Origin of the sequence: Novosphingobium resinovorum (assembly GCF_036352595.1) — a bacterium.
GTDB classification, from domain to species: domain Bacteria; phylum Pseudomonadota; class Alphaproteobacteria; order Sphingomonadales; family Sphingomonadaceae; genus Novosphingobium; species Novosphingobium resinovorum_B.
In genome coordinates, this window is the sequence record NZ_JAZFAX010000001.1 from 110,547 (window position 1) to 134,827 (window position 24,281).

At 67.7% G+C, this 24,281-nt stretch carries 26 protein-coding genes and 2 tRNA genes; 16 read left to right on the forward strand and 12 right to left on the reverse strand.

Features of this window, described 5'->3' with window-relative positions; all coding sequences use genetic code 11:
- The first annotated feature begins 47 nt into the window (after window positions 1-47).
- Window positions 48-1,541: a M48 family metalloprotease gene (locus V2S85_RS00535; RefSeq protein WP_330700937.1), complete on the forward strand. Its 1,494-nt coding sequence runs from the start codon at window positions 48-50 to the stop codon at window positions 1,539-1,541.
- A 106-nt stretch (window positions 1,542-1,647) separates the two neighbouring features.
- Here the strand turns inward: V2S85_RS00535 and V2S85_RS00540 are convergent, their stop codons facing one another.
- Window positions 1,648-1,821 (reverse strand): Flp family type IVb pilin, encoded by a 174-nt coding sequence (locus V2S85_RS00540; protein WP_330700938.1) that lies wholly within the window; start codon window positions 1,819-1,821, stop codon window positions 1,648-1,650.
- Window positions 1,822-1,943: 122 nt separating this feature from the next.
- The gene (locus V2S85_RS00545) at window positions 1,944-2,141 is read right to left on the reverse strand and encodes a Flp family type IVb pilin (RefSeq protein ID WP_330700939.1); all 198 of its coding nucleotides are present in this window, start codon (window positions 2,139-2,141) and stop codon (window positions 1,944-1,946) included.
- Between the two features lie 121 nt (window positions 2,142-2,262).
- Between V2S85_RS00545 and V2S85_RS00550 the strand changes: the two genes are divergently transcribed.
- From V2S85_RS00550 to V2S85_RS00560, 3 genes are all read left to right on the forward strand, one after another.
- Window positions 2,263-2,709, forward strand: coding sequence for a (deoxy)nucleoside triphosphate pyrophosphohydrolase (locus V2S85_RS00550; RefSeq protein ID WP_330701374.1), 447 nt, complete (start codon window positions 2,263-2,265; stop codon window positions 2,707-2,709).
- Between the two features lie 64 nt (window positions 2,710-2,773).
- Window positions 2,774-2,850 (forward strand) — tRNA-Arg (locus tag V2S85_RS00555).
- A 49-nt stretch (window positions 2,851-2,899) separates the two neighbouring features.
- Window positions 2,900-2,976, forward strand: a tRNA-Arg gene (locus V2S85_RS00560).
- A 157-nt stretch (window positions 2,977-3,133) separates the two neighbouring features.
- Here V2S85_RS00560 and V2S85_RS00565 read toward each other — a convergent pair.
- Window positions 3,134-3,763 (reverse strand): hypothetical protein, encoded by a 630-nt coding sequence (locus tag V2S85_RS00565; protein WP_330700940.1) that lies wholly within the window; start codon window positions 3,761-3,763, stop codon window positions 3,134-3,136.
- A 370-nt stretch (window positions 3,764-4,133) separates the two neighbouring features.
- Here V2S85_RS00565 and V2S85_RS00570 point away from each other — a divergent pair, with 370 nt between their 5' ends.
- From V2S85_RS00570 to V2S85_RS00585, 4 genes are all read left to right on the forward strand, one after another.
- Entirely contained in the window at window positions 4,134-5,669 is a 1,536-nt protein-coding gene (locus V2S85_RS00570) for a phospholipase D-like domain-containing protein (RefSeq protein ID WP_330700941.1), read from the forward strand.
- Window positions 5,666-6,286, forward strand: coding sequence for a GTP cyclohydrolase I FolE (gene folE / locus V2S85_RS00575; RefSeq protein ID WP_330700942.1), 621 nt, complete (start codon window positions 5,666-5,668; stop codon window positions 6,284-6,286). Before V2S85_RS00570 ends, folE begins: the two co-directional genes overlap by 4 nt.
- 17 nt (window positions 6,287-6,303) lie before the next feature.
- Window positions 6,304-6,765 carry a GFA family protein gene (locus V2S85_RS00580; protein ID WP_330700943.1) on the forward strand — a complete coding sequence of 154 codons (462 nt, stop codon included), beginning with the start codon at window positions 6,304-6,306 and terminating at the stop codon, window positions 6,763-6,765.
- 88 nt (window positions 6,766-6,853) lie between these two features.
- Window positions 6,854-8,302, forward strand: coding sequence for a hypothetical protein (locus V2S85_RS00585; RefSeq protein ID WP_330700944.1), 1,449 nt, complete (start codon window positions 6,854-6,856; stop codon window positions 8,300-8,302).
- On the opposite strand, the gene V2S85_RS00590 is transcribed toward V2S85_RS00585, so the two are convergent.
- Together V2S85_RS00590 and V2S85_RS00595 are read right to left on the reverse strand one after the other, a co-directional pair.
- Window positions 8,265-8,957, reverse strand: a complete 693-nt coding sequence (locus V2S85_RS00590; protein ID WP_330700945.1) for an SDR family NAD(P)-dependent oxidoreductase — start codon at window positions 8,955-8,957, stop codon at window positions 8,265-8,267. The genes V2S85_RS00585 and V2S85_RS00590 overlap by 38 nt on opposite strands.
- Window positions 8,958-9,411: 454 nt before the next feature.
- Window positions 9,412-9,891, reverse strand: coding sequence for a peroxiredoxin (locus V2S85_RS00595; RefSeq protein WP_330700946.1), 480 nt, complete (start codon window positions 9,889-9,891; stop codon window positions 9,412-9,414).
- A 354-nt stretch (window positions 9,892-10,245) separates the two neighbouring features.
- Here V2S85_RS00595 and V2S85_RS00600 point away from each other — a divergent pair, with 354 nt between their 5' ends.
- The 5 genes from V2S85_RS00600 (at window position 10,246) to V2S85_RS00620 (ending at window position 15,403) form a co-directional block, all read left to right on the forward strand.
- Window positions 10,246-10,734 carry an S-adenosyl-L-homocysteine hydrolase gene (locus V2S85_RS00600; RefSeq protein WP_330700947.1) on the forward strand — a complete coding sequence of 163 codons (489 nt, stop codon included), beginning with the start codon at window positions 10,246-10,248 and terminating at the stop codon, window positions 10,732-10,734.
- A gap of 253 nt (window positions 10,735-10,987) precedes the next feature.
- Entirely contained in the window at window positions 10,988-12,397 is a 1,410-nt protein-coding gene (gene ahcY / locus V2S85_RS00605; protein ID WP_008829668.1) for an adenosylhomocysteinase, read from the forward strand.
- 193 nt (window positions 12,398-12,590) lie between these two features.
- The gene (locus V2S85_RS00610; RefSeq protein WP_330700948.1) at window positions 12,591-13,568 is read left to right on the forward strand and encodes an ABC transporter ATP-binding protein; all 978 of its coding nucleotides are present in this window, start codon (window positions 12,591-12,593) and stop codon (window positions 13,566-13,568) included.
- Entirely contained in the window at window positions 13,565-14,350 is a 786-nt protein-coding gene (locus V2S85_RS00615; protein ID WP_330700949.1) for an ABC transporter permease, read from the forward strand. Before V2S85_RS00610 ends, V2S85_RS00615 begins: the two co-directional genes overlap by 4 nt.
- 18 nt (window positions 14,351-14,368) lie before the next feature.
- Entirely contained in the window at window positions 14,369-15,403 is a 1,035-nt protein-coding gene (locus tag V2S85_RS00620; protein WP_330700950.1) for a DUF481 domain-containing protein, read from the forward strand.
- A gap of 7 nt (window positions 15,404-15,410) precedes the next feature.
- Here the strand turns inward: V2S85_RS00620 and thiL are convergent, their stop codons facing one another.
- From thiL to V2S85_RS00645, 5 genes are all read right to left on the reverse strand, one after another.
- Window positions 15,411-16,370 carry a thiamine-phosphate kinase gene (gene thiL / locus V2S85_RS00625; RefSeq protein WP_330700951.1) on the reverse strand — a complete coding sequence of 320 codons (960 nt, stop codon included), beginning with the start codon at window positions 16,368-16,370 and terminating at the stop codon, window positions 15,411-15,413.
- 15 nt (window positions 16,371-16,385) lie between these two features.
- On the reverse strand, window positions 16,386-16,829 hold the full coding sequence (gene nusB / locus V2S85_RS00630) for a transcription antitermination factor NusB (RefSeq protein ID WP_008829494.1): 444 nt from the start codon (window positions 16,827-16,829) through the stop codon (window positions 16,386-16,388).
- A complete protein-coding gene (gene hisD, locus V2S85_RS00635; protein WP_330700952.1) occupies window positions 16,826-18,115 on the reverse strand; it encodes a histidinol dehydrogenase in 1,290 nt (429 codons plus the stop codon). The genes nusB and hisD overlap by 4 nt, the downstream gene beginning before the upstream one ends.
- The gene (gene hisG / locus V2S85_RS00640) at window positions 18,115-18,768 is read right to left on the reverse strand and encodes an ATP phosphoribosyltransferase (protein ID WP_271183439.1); all 654 of its coding nucleotides are present in this window, start codon (window positions 18,766-18,768) and stop codon (window positions 18,115-18,117) included. The genes hisD and hisG overlap by 1 nt, the downstream gene beginning before the upstream one ends.
- A gap of 220 nt (window positions 18,769-18,988) precedes the next feature.
- Window positions 18,989-19,261, reverse strand: a complete 273-nt coding sequence (locus tag V2S85_RS00645; RefSeq protein WP_330700953.1) for a BolA family protein — start codon at window positions 19,259-19,261, stop codon at window positions 18,989-18,991.
- Window positions 19,262-19,301: 40 nt separating this feature from the next.
- On the opposite strand from V2S85_RS00645, the gene V2S85_RS00650 reads away from it, so the two are divergent.
- The 3 genes from V2S85_RS00650 (at window position 19,302) to V2S85_RS00660 (ending at window position 21,728) form a co-directional block, all read left to right on the forward strand.
- Entirely contained in the window at window positions 19,302-19,892 is a 591-nt protein-coding gene (locus tag V2S85_RS00650) for a J domain-containing protein (RefSeq protein ID WP_330700954.1), read from the forward strand.
- Window positions 19,893-20,017: 125 nt separating this feature from the next.
- Window positions 20,018-21,145: a dihydropteroate synthase gene (folP, locus tag V2S85_RS00655; RefSeq protein WP_330700955.1), complete on the forward strand. Its 1,128-nt coding sequence runs from the start codon at window positions 20,018-20,020 to the stop codon at window positions 21,143-21,145.
- A gap of 226 nt (window positions 21,146-21,371) precedes the next feature.
- Complete coding sequence (locus V2S85_RS00660) at window positions 21,372-21,728, forward strand: hypothetical protein (RefSeq protein ID WP_330700956.1); 357 nt, start codon at window positions 21,372-21,374, stop codon at window positions 21,726-21,728.
- A gap of 96 nt (window positions 21,729-21,824) precedes the next feature.
- Here V2S85_RS00660 and V2S85_RS00665 read toward each other — a convergent pair whose 3' ends face one another.
- Complete coding sequence (locus V2S85_RS00665; protein ID WP_330700957.1) at window positions 21,825-22,577, reverse strand: SDR family NAD(P)-dependent oxidoreductase; 753 nt, start codon at window positions 22,575-22,577, stop codon at window positions 21,825-21,827.
- Between the two features lie 129 nt (window positions 22,578-22,706).
- Window positions 22,707-24,125: a sigma-54 dependent transcriptional regulator gene (locus V2S85_RS00670; protein ID WP_330700958.1), complete on the reverse strand. Its 1,419-nt coding sequence runs from the start codon at window positions 24,123-24,125 to the stop codon at window positions 22,707-22,709.
- Window positions 24,126-24,281: the final 156 nt, after the last annotated feature.

Here is a 24,281-nt window from a genome sequence, read left to right on the forward strand (position 1 = left end):
TTGGATGCTGCGCGATGGCGGTTCGCGCCAAGGGGAAAGGGAAGGACATGACCATCGATCTGAGGCGCGTGCTGCGCGTATCGTGTGCGACCGGTGCGATCGGCGTGCTGGCGCTGTCGGCCGGCGCGGTGCGGCTGGATGCGCAGGCGGCCAAGGGCGCGCGCGTCTATGCGATCACGGCGGCGGACAAGCAGCAGGGCGCCAAGGCCCATCCGGAACTCCTGGCCGAGTTCGGCGGCGCCGTCACCGGTCCGCAGGCGGACTATGTCGAGCAGGTCGGCAAGCGCATCGCGGTGCAGTCCGGCCTGTCGAACGCCACGGGGGACTTCACCGTCACATTGCTTAATTCGCCGGTGAACAACGCTTTCGCGATTCCCGGCGGCTACGTCTACGTGACGCGCCAGCTCACCGCGCTGATGAACGACGAGGCGGAATTGGCCGGGGTGCTCGGGCACGAGGTCGGCCACGTCGCCGCGCGGCACTCGGCGCAGCGGCAGAAGGCGGCGCAGCGCAACCAGATCCTCGGCGTGCTGGGCTCGGTGCTGGCGGGGGCGGTGCTGGGCGACAATGCCCTCGGCCAGCTGGGGCAGAAGGTCTTCTCGCAGGGCTCGCAGCTGCTCACGCTCAAGTTCTCGCGCTCGCAGGAACTGCAGGCGGACCAGCTCGGGATCACCTACCTCAAGCGCGCCGGCTACGATCCGCGCGCAATGTCGAGCGTGCTGGAAAGCCTGGCGCGGCAGAACGCGCTGGAGGCGCAGCTTCGCGGCAGCACCAGCCAGACGCCCGAGTGGGCCTCGACTCACCCCGATCCGGCCTCGCGCGTGCGCTCGGCGCTGACGTATGCGGGCACGGCGACCGGCGGCGCGGCGAATCGCGACGTGTTCCTCTCGCGCATCGGCGGCCTGATCTACGGCGACGATCCCCGGCAGGGCGTGGTCGAGGGCACGCGCTTCACGCATCCGACGCTGCGGTTCGCGTTCGACGCGCCGACCGGCTTCACCATGGTCAATGGCACGCAGGCGGTGACGATCAGCGGATCGACGGGCAAGGCGCAATTTTCGGGCGGCAAGCTGGGCGCCGGCCTCGATTCGTACGTCACCGGCGTGTTCGCCGGGCTGACCGAATCGAATCAGGCGCGAATCACGCCCTCCAGCATCGAGAAGACCACCGTGAACGGCCTCCCCGCCGCCTACGGCACGGCGCGGGTGCAGTCGTCGAGCGGGGCGGTTGACGTGGTCGTGTTCGCCTACGACTTCGGAAACGGCCAGGCCTACCACTTCGTCACGCTTGCCCAGGCCGGCGGGGCAGGTGCGTTCAATCCGATGTTCCGCTCGCTGCGCCGGATCTCGGCGGCCGATGCGGGCACCGTGCGCCCACGCATCCTGAGGGTCGAGACGGTCAGGAGCGGCGACACCGTGCGGTCGCTGGCGGCGCGGATGGCCTATACCGATGCGGTGGTGGACCGCTTCCTGGTGCTGAACGGGCTGCAGGCGGATGCCGCGCTGAGGCCGGGGCAGAAGATCAAGATCGTAACGTACTGAATTTCATGATTTTAATTGCGCGTCAGGCGGACAAACGGAAAGGGCGGCAAGTTTCCCTGCCGCCCTCGAAATCCTAGCCTGAAAGTATCGGCTAAGTATTCGTCAATTACTTGACGCCGTTCGACATCGCCGAAGAAGTCTTCGAGAAGGTCGAAACGAGCTGCGAGCCCATGCCCTGCATGGCAGCGATGGCGGCAACGGCGATGAGAGCGGCGATCAGGCCGTATTCGATGGCGGTCGCGCCCTTTTCGTTGCGGCGCAGCTTGGCGAGAAACTTCATGATGGTCTCCTGATAAAGCAGTCTTAGTGTACCCGGTCCGCCTCGCTTCAGTCTCTCTTCTGCGCCTTGGACATCCTCTATCTACGCTGCAATCGTTGATAAAGGCTTAAGCTTGTTTGAGCCTAGTTTTTCGCGGTCGCGGCGGCGGACTTCGAGGCTACGGAATTCCACATAGTCACCGTCTGGCTCGCCACGGCCTGCAGGGTGGCGAACAGGGCCAGCACGATGAAGGCGAGGATCATGCCGTATTCGACCGTCGAGGCGCCCTTGCGGTCCCCGATGATAGTCCTGGCATTCCTGAAGAGGCGATGGATCCGCATATGCACCGTGCTAGTTCGCGCGAGGACCGTCTGATCCCACGGCGGCGTTAATTAGGAATTAAGGCAGGAGGCCATGCTGGAAACCGCACCGACACCCCCGATCGCGCCTTTGCTCGTGCCCCTGATCGTTGTCGCCGTCGCGCTCGTCGCCCCTGAGGGCCACGCGCGCTGCGGCAGCGTGCTTATGCAGCAGCGCGCTTTCGCCGGGGTGCATGGGGGCCTATGGGAATTTCCCGGAGGCAAGGTCGAGCCGGGGGAAAGCCCCGAGGACGCACTCGTGCGCGAACTGGCGGAGGAACTGGGCGTGACCGTCGCCGCCGCCGACCTGGCGCCGGTGGGATTCGCCTCGGGCCGCACCGCGGCGCCGGCGCAGGGCGGGAAGGGGCCGGCGCGCCCGCTCGTGATCCTGCTCTACATGTGCGGCGCCTGGCAGGGCGAGCCGCGCGCGCTCGAGGCGGCCGACGTGGCCTGGACGGCGCCCGATGCGATCGGCGCGCTGTCGATGCCGCCGCTCGACTACCCGCTGGCCGAGGCTCTCAGCCGCCATTTGCAAGCCTGTGGAAAATAATCCGTCCTATGGGAATATAGGCGTTGACCGATCCCGATTCCCCTCCTAGAGGCAGCCCTCCAAGGCGCCCGTAGCTCAGCTGGATAGAGCATCAGACTACGAATCTGAGGGTCGGACGTTCGAATCGTTCCGGGCGCACCACTCTCCCTCCGGGGAGGCGAAGTGGTATCCTTGGGTTGAAAATTGGCATGCGCCCGTAGCTCAGCTGGATAGAGCATCAGACTACGAATCTGAGGGTCGGACGTTCGAATCGTTCCGGGCGCACCATTTTCCCAACGAACACCCCGCCCTGACCGGCGGGGTTTTTCGTATGTGCCGCCGTCGCGGCCATCAGCCGGCTGCAGCATCAAAAAAGCCGGGCACGATCGCATCGCACCCGGCTCGTTTGCGGCCCCGCCCTGCGGCGGGGTGCTATTTCGAAAGCTTACTGGCCTTCGGGGGCAGTGCCCGCAGCGGCAGCGGCGCCGCCGGCGGTCGCGGCGGCATCCGCACCCGGCTGGCCAGCGGCGGCCGACTGGGTCGCCTTGGCGAAGTCGGCGGCAGTCATGCCCAGCGCCAGCGAACCGTCGGCGCCGAGGCCGAGGTAGGACTTCTTGAGCTGCGCGGCCGAGCCGCCGCTGAGCGCCAGAGTGACGTTGTCACCCTCGACCTTGCTGACGGTGCCGAGCACGACGCCGTCACTGCTCTTGATCGGGGCGTCGGCGACGATCGCGGAATCCTTGGCGGCGGTGTTCTCGGCCTTGGCGCCGTTCACGGCCGATTCCAGCTCGGCCTTGGTCATGCCGATGGTCAGGCCCTTGTCGCGCGTCACGAAGGCGTTCTTGGGCAGGCCCGCGCGGGCGGTGCCGGTGGATACGGTGACGATGTCGCCCTGGACGGCCTCGACGGTGCCGACTTCGCCGCCGGCGGCGTCGAAGACCTTGGCGCCGGCGGTCGGATTGGCCGGGGCGCTCGCCGATGCGGCCGGGGCGGCTGCCGGTGCCGCCTGGGCCATCACGGCGGCGGGAGCGAAGGCGGCCGCGGCGATCGCGGCAGTGATGAGGGTTTTCTTCATGGCGTACTCCTTGTTTGCCGGGCGTGGGAGGTCACCCGGAACAAGCCCCCCTGGAGGGGCGAGAAATGCGACCCGGCGAACCGGGTTGGCGACCCCATCCGGCTTGCGCCGGTCCTGCCGCAGGCGATGCCTCTCGATTGCGGCGGGCGGGGTCCGGATAGGTATAGTCAGGCAAATCCGGCACCGGGTGAACGGTTGCGTCAACAAGGGGCGAGTCGAGCCATGGGCGCGATGAACCGGGTTCGCCTTGTGGAAAACTGCGGATTTCCGCCAGTTTCGATCGCGCCATCGTCTTGAGGGCACGTTTCCAGGGAACATCCGCAGGCTTCGCGGCTTGAACCGCGCGGTGGAAGCTCCAGCAGGAATGGCGATGGAAAACGAGCGGGACGGGGGCATTTCGCCCTCGGTGTGGCGCTATGCGAAGGCATCGCGCGCCTATGTGGTGATCGATGCGGCGGACTACTTCAAGGTGATCCGCGAAACCATGGAGGCGGCGCGCCAGCGCATCTTCATGATCGGGTGGGATTTCGATTCCCGGATACTGCTGTCGTCCGGACGGCGCTGGTGGCAGCGCGGGCGGCGGCGCAAGTTCCCGGCGCGGCTCGGCTCGTTCATGCTGTGGCTGGTCCGGCGCAATCCCGATCTCGAGATCAAGCTGCTGAAATGGAACTTCGCCATGGTGAAGTACCTGTTCCGGGGCACCATGCTGTTCGACGTGCTGCGCTGGGCCCGGCATCCGCGCATCGACTTCAAGTTCGATTCGGCGCATCCGGTCGGCTGCAGCCATCACCAGAAGATCGTGGTGATCGACGACAAGGTCGCGGCCTGCGGCGGCATCGACATGACCTCGGACCGCTGGGACACGCCCGATCACCTGCCCCGCGATCCGCGCCGGCGGAGGCCGACCGGGCGGCTCTACGGCCCCTGGCACGACGTGACGATGATGATGGAGGGCGAAGTCGCCGCCACTCTGGGCGAACTGGGGCGCGAGCGCTGGAAGCGCGCGGGCGGAGAGGCGATCGCGCCGTGCCGGGCGCAGGAGGAAAGCCCCTGGCCGCAAGGGCTGGAGGCGGAGTTCGAGGACGTCGAGATCGGCATCGCCCGCACCCGCGCCGAGTACGAGGGCTGCCCGCAGGTCAGCGAGATCGAGCAGTTGTTCGTCGAGCAGATCGCCCGCGTGAAGCGCTTCATGTATGCCGAGACGCAGTACTTCGCCTCGCGCGCGATCGCCGAGGCCATCTGCAGGCGCCTGACCGAGGAGAACCCGCCCGAGTTCTTCATCGTCAACCCGCGCACCGCCGACGGCTGGCTGGAGCAGAAGGCGATGGACACCGCGCGCGTCCAGCTGGTCGAGACCCTGCAGGAGGCCGATCATGCCGGGCGCTTCCGCATCTACAACCCGATCACCACCGCCGGCGAGCCGATCTACGTCCATGCCAAGCTGACGATCATCGACGACGAAATCCTGCGCGTCGGTTCGGCGAACATGAACAACCGCTCGATGGGCCTGGACAGTGAATGCGACGTCTTCATCGACCTCGCCCGGCCGGCCAATGCCCATGTCGATCCCGCGAAGATCACCGCGCTGCGCCTGCGCCTGCTGGCCGAGCACTGCGGCATCGCCGAGGAAGAGGTCGCCGCCGGGATCGAACGGCACGGCGCGATGGCGGCCATGGTCGATGCGCTCAATCGCGACGGTCCCAAGGCCGGAAAGAAATATCTCGAACCCTTGCCCTTGAAGAACTTGTCGGAAGCTGAAAGAGCGCTTGGCGAAAGCGGGGTGCTCGATCCGGAACGCCCCGGCGAAATGTTCGAACCCATCGCGCGACGCGGCTTGTTCCGAAGGAAGGGACACCTGATGCGTATGCGCCTGATGAGGAAGCTGAGAAGGAGCAAGTCGGGATGAGCAGTCTGGTCGGTCCGGACGAGGACAATCCGCGCTACGACCCGTTGCGCAAGCCCGATGTGCCCGAACACGTCCAGGACGCCATCCGCACCCTGATCGAGTGGGCCGGCGACGATCCCACGCGCGAAGGACTGGTCGATACGCCCAAGCGCGTGGCGCGCGCCTGGCTGGAATACTGCCAGGGCTACCAGGAGGATCCGGCGGTCCACCTCAGCCGCATCTTCGAGGAAGTGGGCGGCTACGACGAGGTGGTGCTGCTGAAGGACATTCCCTTCCAGTCGCACTGCGAGCACCACATGGCGCCGATCATCGGCAAGGCCGCGATCGCCTACCTGCCGCGCAACCACGTCGTCGGCATCTCCAAGCTGGCGCGTGTGCTGCACGGCTTCGCGCGCCGCCTGCAGATTCAGGAGCGCCTGACCGCCGAAGTCGCCCAGTGCATCTGGGAGCACCTGAAGCCGCAGGGCGTCGCCGTCGTGATCGAGGCGAACCACGCCTGCATGACCGCGCGCGGCGTGCGCACCCCCGGCGTCGGCATGATCACCAGCCGCATGATGGGCACTTTCCTGGAGGACGAACGTTCCCGCAAGGAAGTGCTCAGCCTGATGGGCTACTGAATACGCGGAGAGGCGTCATGGGTCACGCGCAGGTACTCGAGGGCGGTTGCCGTTGCTCGCGCCTGCGCTTTCGCCTGACCGCGCCTCCGCTGATGGAAAGCCTGTGCCATTGCCATGGCTGCCAGCGGATGACCGCCAGCGCCTTCTCCACGACGATCTCGGTGCCCGAGCACGGCTTCGAGGTCGTCACCGGCGAGACCGAGATCGGCGGCATCCATGGCGACGAGGCGCATCACCACCACTGCATCTGGTGCAAGTCCTGGGTCTTCACCCGGGTCGAGCCGGGGCTCGGCTTCGTCAACGTGCGCGCGACGCTGATCGACGATCCGCACGCCTTCGCGCCTTACGTCGAGATGCAGGCGGCCGAAAAGCTGGCGTGGGTGGAGACGCAGGTGGAGCGTCGCTACGCGCGCTTTCCGGCGCTGGAAGACTATCCCGCGCTGATCGCCGACTATGCCGCGTGGCGGGCAGGGCGCTGAAACCCGAAGATCACGCCCGCGCGAAGATTACGCTTGAACGCCGCCGCGCCTGAGGCAAGAGGCGCTTGATACGGGGCGGGCAGGCGAGATGATCGAGCGCAATCAAGGCAGACAGGACCGGGGCCGGGCAGTCGCGTCGCTGCTGCCGCTGGTTCCGGCCGCCATGCTGCTGGCGCTGTTGCTGCGCCGGGTCTGGGACGTCGACATCTTCTGGCAGCTCAAGCTGGGCGAACTGATCCTCGACCATCATGGTCCGCTGGCGGGCGAGCCGTTCTCGGCGCTGCACCTTGGCGAACCGCTGCCCGCCGTCGCCTGGGCGGGGCAGGCGGTCATGGCGCTGGTGCGGCGGATCGGCGGCTGGGACTTGCTGCGGGTGTTCGACGCGCTGGCCTGGCTCGGCGGCTTCTGGGCCGTCGCCGCCGCCTGCCGCCTGCGCGGGGCGCCGCCGCGCGCGGTAATGCTGGCGCTGGGCCTTGCGTTCCTGGCGGCGCTGCCGACCGCGAGCATCCGCCCGCAGAGCTTCGGGTGCCTGTGCTTCGGGCTGCTGCTGGCGCTGCAGCGGCTGGGTTTGCGGCCGCTGGCGATGATCGCGCTGGGCGCGCCGCTGCTGGTCCTGTGGCAGAACCTGCACCCTTCGGTCAGCATCGGCGTGGCGGCGATGGGGCTGGCCGCGCTGCCGGGCTGGATCGGCTGGCTGCGCGGGCGCGCGGCGCCGCCGCTGGCGGCGACCGCCCTGGCGCTGGCCGGCGTCGCGGCGATCTTCGCGACGCCCGATGCCCTCTCCGTCCTCGCCACGTCCGCCGTCAATGCCGAGGCGAGCATCGCCATCGGTGCCAGCGAGTGGCTGCCGCTGTGGATCCCCGGCAACTGGAGCAACGCCGTGCCGGTGGCGGTGGTGGCGCTGGTCGCCGCCTGGCTGGGGCTGCGCAGCCGCCGCGTCGATGCCGGCGAGCTTGCCGTGGCGCTGGGGCTCGCGGTCATGACGCTGACCGCCTATCGCTTCGTGCTGTTCTGGGCGGTAGCGATGGTGCCGGTGATCGCGCGGGCGGCATCGCCGGCGGGGGAAGGCCCGCATCGGCGCGAAGTCGCCGCAATCCTCGCCGCGATCCTCGCGGTGGCCGTGGCCGCGCCGCTGGCCATGCCGACGCGCTTTGCGGAGACACTGCCGCTGGCGGCGGTCGAGCATTTGCGGCGGCATCACGTACGCGGCACCGTCTATGGCGATTTCCCGTTCGGCGGCGTCATCATCGACACCGGCTATCCCGACTGGAAGGTCGCCTACGACGGGCGCTACTATCGCTATTCGCGGCAGGAATGGCAGTACAACGGCGGCATCGAGAACGGCATCGTCCCGCTGGTCGACGTCGTGCGCAAATGGAACCCCGCCGCCTTCGTGCTGGACGAGACTCACAACGCCCCGCTGGCCGAGGCGCTCGCCCGCAGCCGGGCCTGGCGGCGCGTCTATGCGGACGGCAGGTTCGTCGTCTACGTGCCCCGCATCATCCGCCGCGTGTCACGGGAACCAGCGCGCCGGTGATCGCGCCGCCATCGGCGGAGGCGAGGAAGGCGATGACGCGGGCGATGGCGGCGGGCTGGACCCATGCGGAGAAGTCGGCGCCCGGCATGTCGGCGCGGTTGGTCGGCGTGTCGATGATGCTGGGAAGCACGGCGTTGACGGTTACCCCGGTGCCGCCCAGTTCCTCCGCCAGCGCCTCGGTCAGCCGGTGGACGCCCGACTTGGAGGCGGCGTAGGCGCCCATGCCGGCGCCTGCCTTGATGGCCGCGCCGGCACCGATGTTGACGATCCGCCCGGCGGCCGAGGCCTTGAGCGCGGGCAGGGCGAGCTGGGTGATGGTGGCGGCGGTCAGCAGGTTCATCGCCTGCATCCGTCCCCAGGTGGCGATCGCGCCGCCTTCCAGCATTTCCCAGCTGAAGCCCCCGGCGACGTTGACCAGCACGTCGATCCCGCCATGCGTGCCGAGCACCTGGTCGAGCGCGCGCTGCGTGGCGGCCGCATCGGTCAGGTCGACGCCGCCGATGTCGAGCATGCCCTCCGGAGTCTCGCCGGGCGCATTGGGGGCTTCAGGCGAGAAGTCGATGCGCGCGACCCGGTCGCCGGCCGCCGCGAAAGCCTCGGCCACCGCTTGTCCCAGAACCCCGAAGCCGCCGGTGACGATGATCGAGCGTGCCATGATCTCTCCCTGTCGATATGTGGGCCGATATGTTGCCGGCCGAGTGCTAGGTCGTAAACTCATAAACGGCACCATCGAGGTTTGAGGCAAAATGGCTCAGCGCAAGGAGGCAGGGCGAAGGAATATGTCGATATTTCAAGACCTGCGGACGCAGCGCTGGGCCATTTTGGTCAAATCCCTTCGGGACGCCGGAATGGCTTCCATCTCGAACCGAAGTGCCCTTGGACGGGCAACCAGCCCGTCCGGCGGTCCCTTCGGCCCGAGTTGTTCGCCATTCCGGCGCCTCGATGGTGCCGTTTATGAGTTTACGACCTAACCCTCTCGCCCCGCCGCGCCAAGGGCCGCGCGCATTCCAACGCCGGGCCGATGCCGCGCCAATGCCGTGCCGCCCGTGCCGGACACGAAAAAGGCGGCCCTCCCGAAGGAAGGCCGCCTTTTCGCGCTATGACAACCCTCAGAGCTGGCCGAGCAGGTAGTCGGCCGAGCTTACCTCGAACGTGCCGGGCGCCTCGACGTTGAGCTGCGCGACGACGCCATCGTCGACGACCATCGAGTAGCGCTGGCTGCGCGTGCCCATGCCGAAGCCCGACCCGTCCATGACGAGGTCCACGGCCTTGGCGAAATCGGCATTGCCGTCCGCCAGCAGGGTGACGTTCTCGGCTTCGGTGACCTTGCCCCAGGCGCCCATCACGAAGGCGTCGTTGACCGAGACGCAGGCGATCTCGTCGATGCCCTTGGCCTTGAGGTCGGCGGCCTTCTCCACGAAGCCGGGCAGGTGCTTGGCCGAGCAGGTCGGGGTGAAGGCGCCGGGCACCGCGAACAGCGCGACCTTCCGGCCGGCGAAGTATTCGGCCGACTGCACCGGCTCGGGGCCGCTTTCGCCGACCTTGATGAGCTTTACGTCGGGCAGGGTGTCACCGATGGCGATGGTCATGGCATTGGTCCTTTCATGACGGGAAAACGGTCTTGCCGCACAGATATGGGCGCCGCGCAGATATAGGCCGAGTGGCCGCGCGGGCAACGGCATGGCGGCAGGAATTTCGATTCGCCGCCTGCGAGGTGCACGAAACGCGGCGGGCGTGGCGGGGCGTGGCGCGGGGGTGTCCCCTCGCCGGCGTCCACAAGTGCGCATGGTTGGGGCTCTGATATGTACACTCGTGAACGCGCAAGTCGATATTACGGCCGGGAAATCGCGATTAACGCGCGCTAACCACGGTTCTTCAGACACGGGTAAATGCAATCGATGACATCGTCTTCTCGCGGGGATCGTCTCGCGGGGAAAAGGGCAATGAACAGGATCGGAATCACGCGGCCGTGGCTGGCCGCGCTAATGGCGCTCGCCTTTGGGCTGGGCGGGGCGGGGGTGGCCGAGGCCGCTCCGGCTTCCGCCGCGACCACGCCGAGCGAGGCGCATAAGCTTCGGCGCATGGACATCATGCTGATGGTGACCGGGCTGCGCTGCCGCACCACGGCGGACGACTTCATGGAGGACTACGGCAGGTTCACCAGCAGTCACATGGCCGAACTCAACGAAGCCAATGCCCAGCTCCGCGCCGAGCTGGGCGAAGGCGCCGAGGTTTCGGGCGGGCCGCTCGACCGGATGAGCGTGGTCATGGCGAACGAGTACGGCGCCGGTCACCCCTGGCTCTCGTGCCACCAGCTGCGTTCGATCACGCAGGGGCTGGCCACGGTGCAGGGCCGCGCAACCTTGGTGGAAGTCGCGGGGCAGCTCTTGGAGCGCCAGCCGCCCATCCTCATGGCGCTGGCCATGCGCTGATATCAGATCGAACCACACTCCGTCACTGCGAGCGTAGCGAAGCAATCCACGGATGGCCCACGGCGCTGGATTGCCTCGCTGCGCTCGCAATGACGATCCGAGACAAAGGCATCGTGCGTCAGACAGAACATATAAAGCTATCTTTATATTTGCCTCGCTGATGCGGAGCGGGTAGGGACGCGGCAGTACCGGCGCCGCCTGCGGGGGCTTCCCGCGCGCGGCGCCGGCGTGACGCAATCTTCAGGAGTCCCACGTGGCCACCACCCCCGACTACGCCATCACCGACATCGGCCTTGCCGACTTCGGCCGCACCGAGATCGCCATCGCCGAGACCGAAATGCCGGGCCTGATGGCGCTGCGCGAGGAATTCGGCGCGTCGCAGCCGCTCAAGGGCGCGCGCATCACCGGCTCGCTGCACATGACGATCCAGACCGCCGTGCTGATCGAGACCCTGGTGGCTCTCGGCGCGGAAGTGCGCTGGGCCACCTGCAACATCTTCTCGACGCAGGACCACGCCGCCGCCGCCATCGCCGCCGCCGGTATCCCGGTCTACGCGATCAAGGGTGAATCGCTGGCCGATTACTGGGACTACGTCGGCAAGATCTTCGACTGGTCGAGCGAGGGCAATCCCGACCTCACCGCCAACCTGATCCTCGACGACGGCGGCGACGCCACCATGTTCGCGCTCTGGGGCGCGCGCGTCGAAGCGGGCGAGACGCTGTTCGAGCCTTCGAATGCCGAGGAAATCGAGTTCGTCCGCGCGCTGAACGCTTTCCTCAAGGCCAAGCCGGGCTACCTCACCGCCTCGGTCAAGGCGATCCAGGGCGTCTCGGAAGAGACCACCACCGGCGTCCACCGCCTCTACCACCTCGCCAAGGACGGCAAGCTGCCGTTCCCCGCGATCAACGTGAACGACAGCGTCACCAAGTCGAAGTTCGACAACCTCTACGGTTGCCGTGAATCGCTGGTCGACGCGATCCGCCGCGCCACCGACGTGATGCTGGCCGGCAAGGTCGCCTGCGTCGCCGGCTTCGGCGATGTCGGCAAGGGCTCGGCCGCTTCGCTGCGCAACGGCGGCGCGCGCGTCCTCGTCACCGAGATCGACCCGATCTGCGCGCTGCAGGCCGCGATGGAGGGCTACGAGGTCGTGACCATGGAGGACGCGGTTTCGCGCGCCGACATCTTCGTGACCGCCACCGGCAACGAAGCCGTCATCACCGGCGAGCACATGGCCGCGATGAAGGACAAGGCGATCGTCTCGAACATCGGCCACTTCGACAGCGAGATCCAGATCTCGGCGCTCGACAACTACGAGTGGAAGGAAGTCAAGCCGGGCACCGACCTCGTGACGTTCCCGGACGGCAAGCAGATCATCGTGCTCGCCAAGGGCCGCCTGGTGAACCTGGGCTGCGCCACCGGCCACCCCAGCTTCGTGATGTCGGCCAGCTTCACCAACCAGACGCTGGCGCAGATCGAACTGTTCACCAAGAACGACGCCTACAAGAACGACGTCTACGTGCTGCCCAAGCACCTCGACGAGAAGGTCGCCGCGCTGCACCTCGAAAAGCTGGGCGTGAAGCTCACCAAGCTGTCGAAGAAGCAGGCCGACTACATCGGCGTGCCGGAAGCGGGCCCGTTCAAGCCGGATCACTACCGGTACTGATCTGACGCTACTGATCGGTCCCAAGCTGAACGAAGAGGGCGCTTCCGCGAAGGAGGCGCCCTTTTTCGTGCGCGCGGCGAAGCATCCCTGGTTCGACCCATCGCCAAGGGACGGTCTCGCTCATCGCGGCATTGCATGAAGTTGCACGGGAAAGGGCTTGGAACCTGCGCGATTCATCCCCATTCATGCGCCCATGCAGCCCGTTCTCGAAATCAGCCGCCTGACCAAGACTTATGCAGGCGGGTTCACCGCGCTCAAGGGCGTGGACCTCACCATCAACAAGGGAGAGATTTTCGCCCTGCTGGGCCCCAACGGCGCCGGCAAGACCACGCTGATCGGCGCCGTCTGCGGCATGGTGCGGCCGACCTCCGGCACCATCACCGCGTTCGGCGAGGACATGGGGCGGCACTGGCGCCGTTTGCGTGCCCGCATCGGCCTGGTGCCGCAGGAACTGGCGACCGACATGTTCGAGCCGGTGCTGCGCTCGGTCAATCACTCGCGCGGGCTGTTCGGCCTGCCACCCGACCCCGCCCTGATCGAGGAGATCCTGCGCGCGCTCAGCCTCTGGGAAAAGCGCGACGAGCAGATCCGCAATCTCTCGGGCGGGATGAAGCGGCGCGTGCTGATCGCCAAGGCGCTGGCGCACGAACCCGAATTGCTGTTCCTCGACGAGCCGACGGCGGGCGTCGACGTCGAACTGCGCCGCGACATGTGGAAGCAGATCGCCCTCCTGCGTGAGCGCGGCACTACCGTGATCCTCACCACCCACTACATCGAGGAGGCCGAGGAGATGGCCGACCGCGTCGGCATCATCCGCAAGGGCGAGATCCTGATGGTGGACGAGAAGGCGGCGATGATGGAGCGTCTTGGCCGCACCGAGGCGCTGATCTCGCTCGCGCAGCCGCTGGCCGAGGTGCCGGCCGCGATCGCCGCCTATCCGGTGACGTTGTCGGAGGACGGCGGCATGCTCGTCTATCGCGGCGGCGGCGGGGAGGGCGCCTCGGCCGGCACCGCAGAAGTGGCCGAACTGACCAAGGCACTGACCCGTTCCGGCATCGACTACACCGCGATCGACATCCACGAATCGAGCCTGGAGGACATCTTCGTGAACCTGCTCGAAGGCCCCGATGCGCCGACGTCGGAAACCAGCGCCCAGGAGACCGCGGCATGAGCCTGTTCAACGCGCGCTCCGCCTGGACCATCTACAAGCAGGAACTGATGCGGGCCTTCCGCACGGCGATGCAGTCCATCCTTGCCCCGGTGCTGACCACCACGCTCTATTTCGTCGTCTTCGGCGCCGCCATCGGCGGGCAGATGAGCGCAGGCGGCCACGGCGGCCTGAACGGGGTCAATTACGGCGCCTTCATCGTCCCCGGCCTGCTGCTGCTCACGATCCTGGGCGAAAGCGTCTCGAACGCCAGCTTCGGCATCTACATGCCGCGCTTCACCGGCGCGATCTACGAACTGCTCTCGGCCCCCGTCGGCGTCATCGAGACGCTGCTGGGCTTCGTCGGCGCGGCGGCCACCAAGTCGCTGATCCTCGCCGCGATCATCCTCGCGACCGCAAGCTTCTTCGTCGATTATTCGATCGCGCACCCGGTCTACGCCTTCTTCTATGTCCTGCTGGTCTCGGCCAGCTTCTCGCTGTTCGGCTTCATCCTGGGCATCTGGGCGGACAGTTTCGAGAAGCTGACGATCGTGCCGCTGCTGATCCTCACGCCGCTGACGTTCCTGGGCGGCACGTTCTACTCGATCGACATGCTGCCCGATCCGTGGCGGCAGGTGGCGATGGCCAATCCGGTTGTCTACCTCGTCAACGGGCTGCGTTGGACGTTCTACGGCAGCTCGGACGTGCCGATCGGCCTGTCGCTGGGGCTGACCTTCGCATTCCTCGCGGTCTGCGTCGGTATCATCACCTGGATCTTCCGGAGTGGCTGGCGTTTGCGCACGTAAGCGGTTAGCAATCGCAGCATGACGATGCGCCTCCCGCTCCTCGCCACGCTCCCCCTGCTGTCACTCGCCACGCCTGCGCACGCGCAGGTGTTCGAGTTCGAGCAGCCGCTCGTGCTGATCCCGCTTCCGCCGCCGCCGCTGGTGCTCGACCTGCCGGACTATCCCGAGTACGTGCCTTACGTCAGGGCCGAGCGGCCGCGTCTGCCGCAGGCGGTGCGCACGCTGCTGCAAGCGGCGATGAAGACCGACGACAGCGCCTCGGTCGCCACCCTCGTCAAGTTCGCGATGCAGACGCAGCCGTACGACAAGGACGAGATCCGCGACATGCAGAAGGCGTTCAACGATCGCCGCGCCAAGGAGATCGCCGCCAAGACCGAGGCCGACAATGCCCGCATCCGCGCCTCGGGCGTGCTGGAATTGTGGAAGGGGCAGATCGAGCTGGGCGGTTTCCGCTCCACCGGCAACACCGACAACTTCGGCGTGACCGGAGCGCTGAAGCTCAATCGCAAGGGCCTGAAGTGGGAGCACATCATCACCGCGACGGCGAGCTACCAGGAAGATTCGGGCTCGGTCACGACATCCCAGTACCTCGCCAGCTACCAGCCGCGCTTCACCCTCAACGCCGACTTCTTCAGCTATGGGCGCATCCAGTACGAACGGGACCGCATCCAGGGCTACGAGAACCGCTACACCGCCTCGAGCGGTCTAGGCTACCGGATCGTCAGCCGCCCGAAGATGACCCTGTCGATCGAGGCGGGCCCGGCCGTCCGCCGCACCGACTACGTCGATGACGCTTCGCGCACCGACTGGTCGGCGGCGACGTCGCTGGACTTCGACTGGACCTTGTCCACCGGCATCAAGCTGACCGAGGATGCGACCAGCTACATCGGCTCGGACAACAACACCTTCACGTCGCTCACCGCGGTCGAAGCGGCCATGGCCAAGGGCCTGAAGGCCAAGATATCCTATTCGATCGAGCACGAGACCTCGCCGCCGTCGGGATCGCTCAAGACCGATACGATCTCGCGCTTCTCCTTGGTCTACGGGTTCTGACGGCAACCTAGTGCTGGTAGCCGAGGCTTTCGGGTAGCGGCTGCGGCACGCCGTGATCGTTCAGTGACAAGCCGGCGCCGACTTCGACGGCCCCGATATGCGTGACTTGCGCGCCAAGGGCATGCGCTGCGTCGAGAAGCGAGGCGGTATGCTCCGCAGGCGCCGTGAACAGCAGTTCGTAGTCGTCCCCGGCAGTCATCGCCGCCAGCCGTGCCGCCGGCGTCCTGCCGGCCACCGCGCACAGGGCCGGGGAAAGCGGCAGGGCCTGTGCCTCCAGGGCGATGCGCACTCCGCTCGCCTCGGCCATTCGCGCGGCATCGACCAGTACGCCGTCGGAAACGTCCATCATCGCATGCACGAGCGGGGCGAGCGCCACGCCAAGGCGCGGTTCGGGCGCGGGGCGGCGGTAGCGGGCGATCAGCGCGGCGATGCTGGCGGCATCGCCCGATACCTCGCCAAGGGCCGCCTTCAGGCCGAGCCCGGCGTCGCCGATGGTGCCGCTCACCCAGACCAGGTCTCCCGCCAGCGCCGCCGTGCGCGAGGGCACCGGGCAGTCCGCTGGCCCCGTTCCCAGCGCCGTGAGCGAGAAGCTGCGCGGCGCGCCTTCGGGCATGCGCACGGTGTCGCCGCCCAGCAGGGGAATGGCGAAGCGGCGGCAGGCCTCGTCCAGTCCGGCGAGGAACGCCGTGTCCCAGGCGGCTTCACCCAGCGCGTGCGAATAGAGGCATCCGATCGGTGCCGCGCCCTTGGCGGAAAGGTCGGAGACGTTCACCGCCACCAGCTTCCACGCCACGTCCTGCGGCGGATCGTCGGGGAGGTAATGGACGCCCTCGACGACGGTATCCATCGTCAGCACCAGCGCCTCGCCGCCGATCCGGAGCACGGCGGCATCGTCCGCCAGCCGCCGTGCGGCGGGGTCGGTGGCGATGGCGCGCAGGGCGTGGATGAAGGCGGCTTCGCCGGTCATCCGAGGATCATGCCGTCAGCGGACCGACTTCGCCACCGAATCGAGCACGCCGTTGAGGAACTTCGCCTCGCGCGGGTCGAAGAAGGCATGGCAGACGTCGAGGTATTCGCTGATCGCCGCGCCGGTCGGAATGTCGGCGCGCGCCATGAGTTCGTAGGCGCCCGCGCGCATGATCTGCAGCATCGTCTTGTCGAGACGGCCGAGCGACCAGCCCTCGGTCAGCTTGGAGGCCAGCAGTTCGTCGATCTCGTCGCGGCGGGCGATGGTGCCTTTCACCACGTCGTCGAAGAACGCGACTTCGGCCTGCGCGAACTGCGCGTCGTCGATCTCCATGCCCAGGCGGTGGCGGTGGAATTCGTCGAGCAGGGAGGCCATCGGGGTGCCTTCCATGTCGAACTGGTACAGCGCCTGGACGGCGGCGAGGCGCGCGGCGGCGCGCTTCTGCTTGGGATTGCTCATGGGTTCAGCCTTACGGAAATGGAGCGCGCGTGCGCGGGAAGCCCTTCGGCCTCGGCAAGGGCGACGGCGGCGGGGCCGATGGCCTCCAGCGCCGCGGCGTCAAGCTGGATGAAGCTGGTGCGCTTCATGAAATCGAGGACCGAGAGGCCCGAGGAGAACCGCGCCCGGCGCCCGGTGGGCAGGACGTGGTTGGGACCGGCGACGTAATCACCGACCGCCTCGGGAGTCATGCGGCCGAGGAACACGGACCCTGCGTGCCGGATGCGGCGCATAAGGCTTTCGGGATCGTCAGTGGCGATCTCGACGTGTTCGGCCGCCAGTGCATTGGCGAGCGCGGGGGCTTCGTCGAAGCTGGCGACGTCGATGATGACGCCGTTGACGCTCCAGCTTTCGCGGGCGGTCTTCTCGGTGGCGAGCGCGACAAGTTCGAGTTCGACTGCCTTGGCCACGGCATCGGCATAAGCCGCGTCGTCGGTGATGAGGATCGACTGCGAGGTCGGGTCGTGCTCGGCCTGGCTGAGCAGGTCGGCGGCGATCCGGCGGGGTTCGTTCTTCGCATCGGCGATGACGAGGATTTCGCTGGGGCCAGCGACCATGTCGATGCCGACGACGCCGTAGAGCTGGCGCTTGGCCTCGGCCACCCAGGCGTTGCCGGGGCCGGTCACGACATCGACGGGGGCGATGCGGTCGGTGCCATAGGCCAGCGCGCCGACGGCATGGGCACCGCCCACGCGCCACACTTCGTCCACGCCCGCAAGGTGCGCGGCGGCGAGGACGAGCGGATTGACCTCGCCCTTCGGCGTCGGGGTGACGACGACGAGACGCTCGACCCCGGCGACTTTGGCGGGGATGGCGTTCATCAGCAGCGAGGACGGATAGGCTGCCCGCCCGCCGGGAACGTATAGGCCCGCCGCGTCCACCGCATTCCACGTCGCGCCAAGGCGCACGCCGGCGGCGTCGGTGTAGTCGCGGTTCTCGGGGAGTTGCGCGGCGTGGTAGGCGCGGATGCGCTCGGCGGCGAGTTCCAGCGCCGCGCGCAAGGTCGGATCGAGCGCGTCGAAGGCGGCCTTGCAGGCCTGTGCATCGACATTCCAGCCGGTCTGGTCGAGATCGTGGCCGTCGAACTTCGTGGTGAGTTCAGCCAATGCGGCATCGCCACGCGCGCGCACGTCCCGGAGGATCGCGGCGACGTCAGCGGCCACGTCCACCGCGCTTTCGCGGCGGTCGGACACGACGCGCGCGAAGGCCTCCGCGAAACCGGCGTCCGTGCTGGACAGGCGCAGCATCAGGCGGCTTCCTTCTCGGCCACCAGCGCGCGGAAGGCCTCGACCAGCGCGGCGACGCGCTCGTCGGTCTTGAGGGCGGCGCGGTTGACGATCAGGCGCGCGGAAATGTCGAGAATGCGGCTCGTCTCGACGAGGCCGTTCTCCTTCAGCGTACGGCCGGTGGAGACGAGATCGACGATCCGGCTCGACAAACCGAGGCAGGGCGCCAGTTCCATCGCGCCGTTCAGCTTCACGACTTCGGCCTGCACGCCCAGCTTCTCGAAGTGGCGGCGGGTGAGGTTCGGGTACTTGCTGGCGATCCGCAAGTGCGAGGGCAGCGCGCCGCCGGTCTCGCCCACCTTTTCGGCGACGGAGAGGCGGCAGTGGCCGATGTTCAGGTCCACCGGCGCGTAGAGATCGGAATACGCGAACTCCTCCACCACGTCAGAGCCGACGATGCCGACTTGCGCGGCGCCGTGCGCGACGAAGGTGGCGACGTCGAAGGCGCGCACGCGTATCAGGCGCATGTCGCTGTTTTCGCAGGCGAAGGAGAGCGCGCGCGACTTCTTGTCATGGAATTCCGCCTCGGGAATCACACCGGCGCGCGCCATCAGCGGCAGCGCTTCGTCGAGGATTCGGCCCTTGGGCACGGCGAAAGTCAGAGGTGTCGGCATGGTGCGCGCCTTAGTCGCGCATTCGCGTTTGGGCAACCGGGGTGTTTGCCATGAGGGGGAGGCCAGGCAAAACCCCGTCATCCCGGCGAATGCCGGGACCGCGGGCAATTCTTCAGACGCGAACTCCCGTAAAACTCTTCTCGCCGGGAGGGGGCTGTTCACGGCCCGCGGTCCCGGCATTCGCCGGGATGACGAGAGCGTGTCCCGCCACCCGGTTCACTCATTCCCCCGGCGCACTCGCCTTGATCGCCACGGCATGCACGCGGTTGCCGGGAATGTCGCCCAGCGCCGCATTGACCAGCCGCTGGCGCTGCAGGCGCGAGACACCGGCGAACTGCGCGCTCTCGATCAGGATGGTGAAGTGCGATTCGCCGCTGCCGTCGTCGCCGGTGTGGCCGCGGTGCGTGGCGGAATCGTTGACCACGTCGAGCGACGTGGGGGCGAAGGCAGCGGTCAGCAGTTGCCGCATTTCCTGTTCGAGTGGTCCGGACATGGGCTTCCATTTAGGCGATCGATGTCCCATCTGGAAGCCGGTGAGACAGCATAGATTTCATGGAAGGTTCGAATCGACCGGTCGCGAATGCACCTGGCCGGGCTGCCGGGAGGCGGGGGAGTTCCGCGCGCCCGGCGGCCGCGCCTCGGGTTTCGACGGGCCGGGCGACTACCGCTGGTTCTGCCTCGACCATGTGCGGGAATTCAATTCGGGCTACGACTATTTCGAGGGCATGGAGGCCGAGGAGATCATGCGCGCGCAGTCGCCGCTCCACGGCTGGGAGACGCAGACTCGCGCCTTCCGCCCCGATGCCGGCGTGGACGGGGCGCCGCACTGGGCCAGCTTCTCCGACCCGCTGGAGGCGATCCAGGCGCGGGCGCGGGCTCATGTGAAGCGCCGCCAGGCCGACCTGAAGCCCGAAAACGCCCGCTTCACGCCCAACGAGCGCCGCGCGCTGCAGACGCTCGGACTGGACGGCGACATCGATCGCAAGACCCTGCGCTTTCGCTACACGCGCCTGCTGCGACAGTATCATCCCGATCATAACGGCGGCGATCACGGCCACGCCGAGCGATTGCAGGCAGTGGTGGAGGCCTATCAACTGCTCCGGAACGCGGCAGCCTTCGCTTAGAACGTGATGACTTTGCTTCGCTCGCAATGACGGATGATGGTTCCATCCATGTCATCGCGCTATCAGTCCATAGGACTTCGCGAAAACCGGTTCTGCATCGTCCTTGCCCGCGCTAAGGCGGCGCCATGACCCGCAAGCTCTACATCCGCCCGATCGCCCTTGCCGACAGTCCGCAGAGCGAGGAGGGCGAGGCCGTCCGGCTCGGCGGCGCGATGGTCTGGGCAAGCCGCTTCGCGATCTTGGTGCGCGAGAACGGCCGCGTCATCTCGCGTGAGCGCGTCCCGGCGGCGCGGATGCCCGGCGCGCTGGCCGCGCTTCCCGCCGATCTCGGCGCGGCGGCCGAGGCGCAGTGGGCGAACTTGCGCAAGGTCCGTGCGCCGCTGCGCCTGACCGTGAAAGGTGGCGGCGAGCGGACGATCCGGCTCGACCAGCCGCAGGTCATGGGCATCCTCAACATGACGCCCGACAGCTTTTCCGACGGCGGCCGGTTCCTCGACGACGTCGAGGTCGCCTCGGCCCATGCCGCGGCGATGCTGGAGGCGGGGGCGGCGATCGTCGATCTCGGCGGCGAGTCCACCCGCCCCGGCGCGGCGGCGGTCTGGGAAGGCGACGAACTCAAACGCGTGGTGCCGATGGTCGAGCGCCTGGCCGCGATGGGCGCCGCGATCAGTGTCGATACGCGCCGGCCGGCGGTCATGGAAGCGACGCTGGCGGCGGGGGCGCATATCATCAACGACGTCTCGGCGCTGCGCTACGACCCGCGCAGCCTGGAACTCGCGGCCTCTTCCGGCGCGCCGGTGATGCTGATGCACGCGCCGGGCAAGGCCGACGACCTGCATTCGGGCGCGGTCTTCGACGATGTCGTGCTCGACGTGTTCGACTGGCTGGCAGCGCGCCGCGACGCCTGCCTGGCCGCCGGCATCGCGGCCGATCGGATCATCCTCGACCCCGGTTTCGGCTTCGGCCTCACGCTGGCGCAGAACCTGGCGCTGTTCAACGCGCTGCCGCTGTTCCATGCGCTGGGCCATCCGCTGCTGGTGGGGGTGAGCCGCAAGCGGATGATCGGGGCGCTTTCGAACGAGGCTCCGGCACATGAACGGCTCGGCGGCTCGGTCGCGCTGGCGGTCAAGGCGATCGATGCCGGCGCTCACCTGCTGCGGGTCCACGACGTCGCCGAGACGGTGCAGGCGGTGCGCGTCTGGCGGGGCCTGCGCGATGCGGCGCTGACCGACTTCTCGCAACTGCCGGATTGAGCGATACAAATCTGGACGGCGCATGAACCGCGCATTTCCGCCGGATGAACGCGCAGGCCAGGTTATGTGACCCCGTTCGCACAAGGCCTTGCTGCAGTGCGAAACGTCCTGCGGAGGGCCCGCTTCGTCCCTTTCGCGGACGCCGATCGCGCTCGTGCCCGTTTGTCCTTCCGAGCGCCGGGCAATCCCGCCGGGCGCACTGGAAAGCGACAAAGGGGTTCAGCCCATGAAGCAGACCATGATCTTTCGCGCCGCCGCCGTGGCCCTCGCCATCGTTCCCGTTTCTGCCATGGCCGTTGTGCCGGCGATGTACGAGGAGCGCGTCGCCCGCGTCGAGGAGAACCGCATCATCCAGACGCCGATCGGCGGCATCGAGAACAAGCATTGGTTCAACTACCGCGCCAACGTCAACGAGAGCCAGAAGGAACTCGCGACCGACCTGCGCAAGGCCAGCGACATCGAGGACCAGCGCGACGCATGGGAGGAGTACGGCTCCGAACTGCGCCATGAGCGCGGCTCCTACGTGAAGACCATGGCCAAGCGCGGCTACCGCGTACCGCAGGTCTATATCGAGGATCTGTAACGCGCTGCCCCGCGATACACGTCCAGGCCCCGCGTCAGGACGGTACTCCAGGCCCGGGCCGTGCATCGCGCGCGGCCCGGTTCGCCATGCGGACTCCTAAAGCGAATATCCGCCGTCGGTCACCAGCACCGACCCGGTGATGGTCGCGGCATCGTCCGAAAGCAGGAAGCCGATCTGCGCCGCGATCTCCTCACGGCGGGCAAAGCGGCCGAGCGGCGTCGCCATGCTGCCCATGCTGGCGATGGCTGCGTCGCGGCCCTGCCGCGCGGCCATGTCCGCGAACATCGGCACATCGTCCCAGATCGGCGTATCGACGCCGCCGGGCGCGACCGCGTTGACCCGGATGCCGAGCGGCGCCCCTTCCTTCGCCGCCACTTTCGCAAGCTGGATCACCCCCGCCTTGCTGGCGCCATAGGCCGCCGTGCCCGGCTCTGCCTTGATGCCGCTGGCGGATGCGGTCAGCACCACGCTGCCGCCGTTCTGCCGCATCGCCCGCATCGCGCCGCGCAGCGACAGCACCATGCCGTCGAGATTGGTCGCCATGACCCGCCGCCACTGCGCGAAGTCGAGGTCGATGATGCCGCCCGATGCCGCGATGCCCGCATTGAGCACGGCAAGGTCGAGCCCGTCGCATCGTTCTGCGACATGCTCCCACAACGCCGGGTCCGCCACGTCGCCCGCGCAGGCGATGCGTTCGCAGTCCGGCGCCAGGCTTTCCAACCCGGTCGCGTCGATGTCCACGAGGATGAACCTGCCTATGCCCCTTGCCGCCAGCCATTCGACGCAGGCCGCGCCGATGCCCGATGCCGCGCCGGTGACGAGCGCGGTCTTTCCCTGAAATCCAGGCATGAGAATAGTCCCTGAAAACTTGTGTCCTTGCGGCCATGCATGCAGCCGCTTGCGATCGGCCCGCCGGGGCGGTGTCACTGGACCAAGTCGGGAAACTCCTGTTTGTTGCGCGCCGCCGTTATCGCGGCGTCAGGCCGCGTTGTCGATGCCCAGTTCGGTCAGCTTGCGGTAGAGCGTCGAGCGCCCGATGCCGAGGCGGCGCGCCACTTCGGTCATGCGGCCGCGATAGAGGCCGATGGCGAGGCGAATCACGTCGGCCTCGATCTCGTCCAGCGGGCGCAGGTTGCCGTCGGGCGTATAGAGCATCACGCCGGAGCTTTCCGGCATCTGCGGGGCTGTGGATGTCCCTGTGCCCAGTATGTTGAGAAGCTGTGGAAAATCTTCCGAAGTCAGCGCGTCGCCGTCGCAGAACACCGCCGCGCGGAACAGCACCGCCTGCAACTGGCGCACGTTGCCCGGCCAGTCGTAGGCGGCCAGCAGCGACAGCGCGCCGTCGGTGATCCCCAGTTCGCGCAGGCCCGGCTGTTCGCCGATGCGGGCGAGGAAGAAGCGGGTGAGGGCGGGGATGTCCCCGGTGCGCTCGCGCAGGGGCGGCAGCAGCACTTTGGTGGGCGAGAGCGCGCCGAGCAGTTCGGGCAGGAAGTGGCCCTGGTCGGCAAGGTCGGCGAGCGGCAGGTTGCTGGCCGCGATCACGCGCACGTCGACGCGGAACGAATGGCGCGCCCCGATCGGGCGGCAATCGCCCTTCTTCACCGCTTCGAGCAGGCGCTCCTGCACCGATTCGGGCAGGCGGTCGATCTCGTCGAGCGCCAGCGTGGCGCCGTCGCAGTGCTGCAGGGCGCCGATCTGGCGGTCGAAGGCGCCGGGAAAGGCGCCTTTCTCGTGGCCGAACAGCACCGATTCGATCGAGTTGGCGGGCACGCCGCCGATGTTGATGATCCGCAGCGGCAGGCGCGAGCGCGGCGAAGCGGCGTGCATCGCGCGGATCAGCATTTCCTTGCCCGAGCCGCTCTCCCCCTCGATCAGCACCGGGCCATGGCCGCGCGCGGCCTTGGCGGCGACGGCGAGCGCCTTGCGAAAGTTGGGCGCCGCCCCGATCATCGATTCGAAATCGGGGTTGGACGGCATCTTCTCGGTCAGCGGCGCCAGTTCGTCGCGCGGGGCCTCGCGGGTGGTGGCCGAGCGCAGGGCGTGCATCAGCCGGTCGGGGGCGACGGGTTTGACGAGGTAGTCGGTCGCCCCGGCGCGCATCGCCTCCACCGCCAGCAGCGGCGAGGTGCTGGCGGTCAGCATCAGGATCGGCAGCGCCGGGCGCCGCGCCTTCAACTCGGAAATCAGCGCGCAGGCGTCGTCTCCGGGCACCCACTGGTCGAGGACGATGGCCGAAAGCTGCATGCCCTGGCGCGTGCCGAGGGTGGCGATCGCCGTCTCGGCATCGCGCACGATCAGCGTGCGCCATCCCTCTCGCGCCGCGAGGGCCGAGATGAGCCGGCTCTGCGCGGGCTCGTCGTCGATGAGCATGAGGAGGCGCTGGTCAAGATCCGCCATGATGTTGCCGCTTCGCGTCGCCTCTTCAAATTGAGCGGCCATCGTTAATGGCAACGGGTAAATACGTGCTTAAGGCTGAATGCGAAACACGCGGAGCCGCACTTTCATCATGAGTTAGCACACCGCCATGGATCTTCTTGCCCCTTGAGCCCCGGC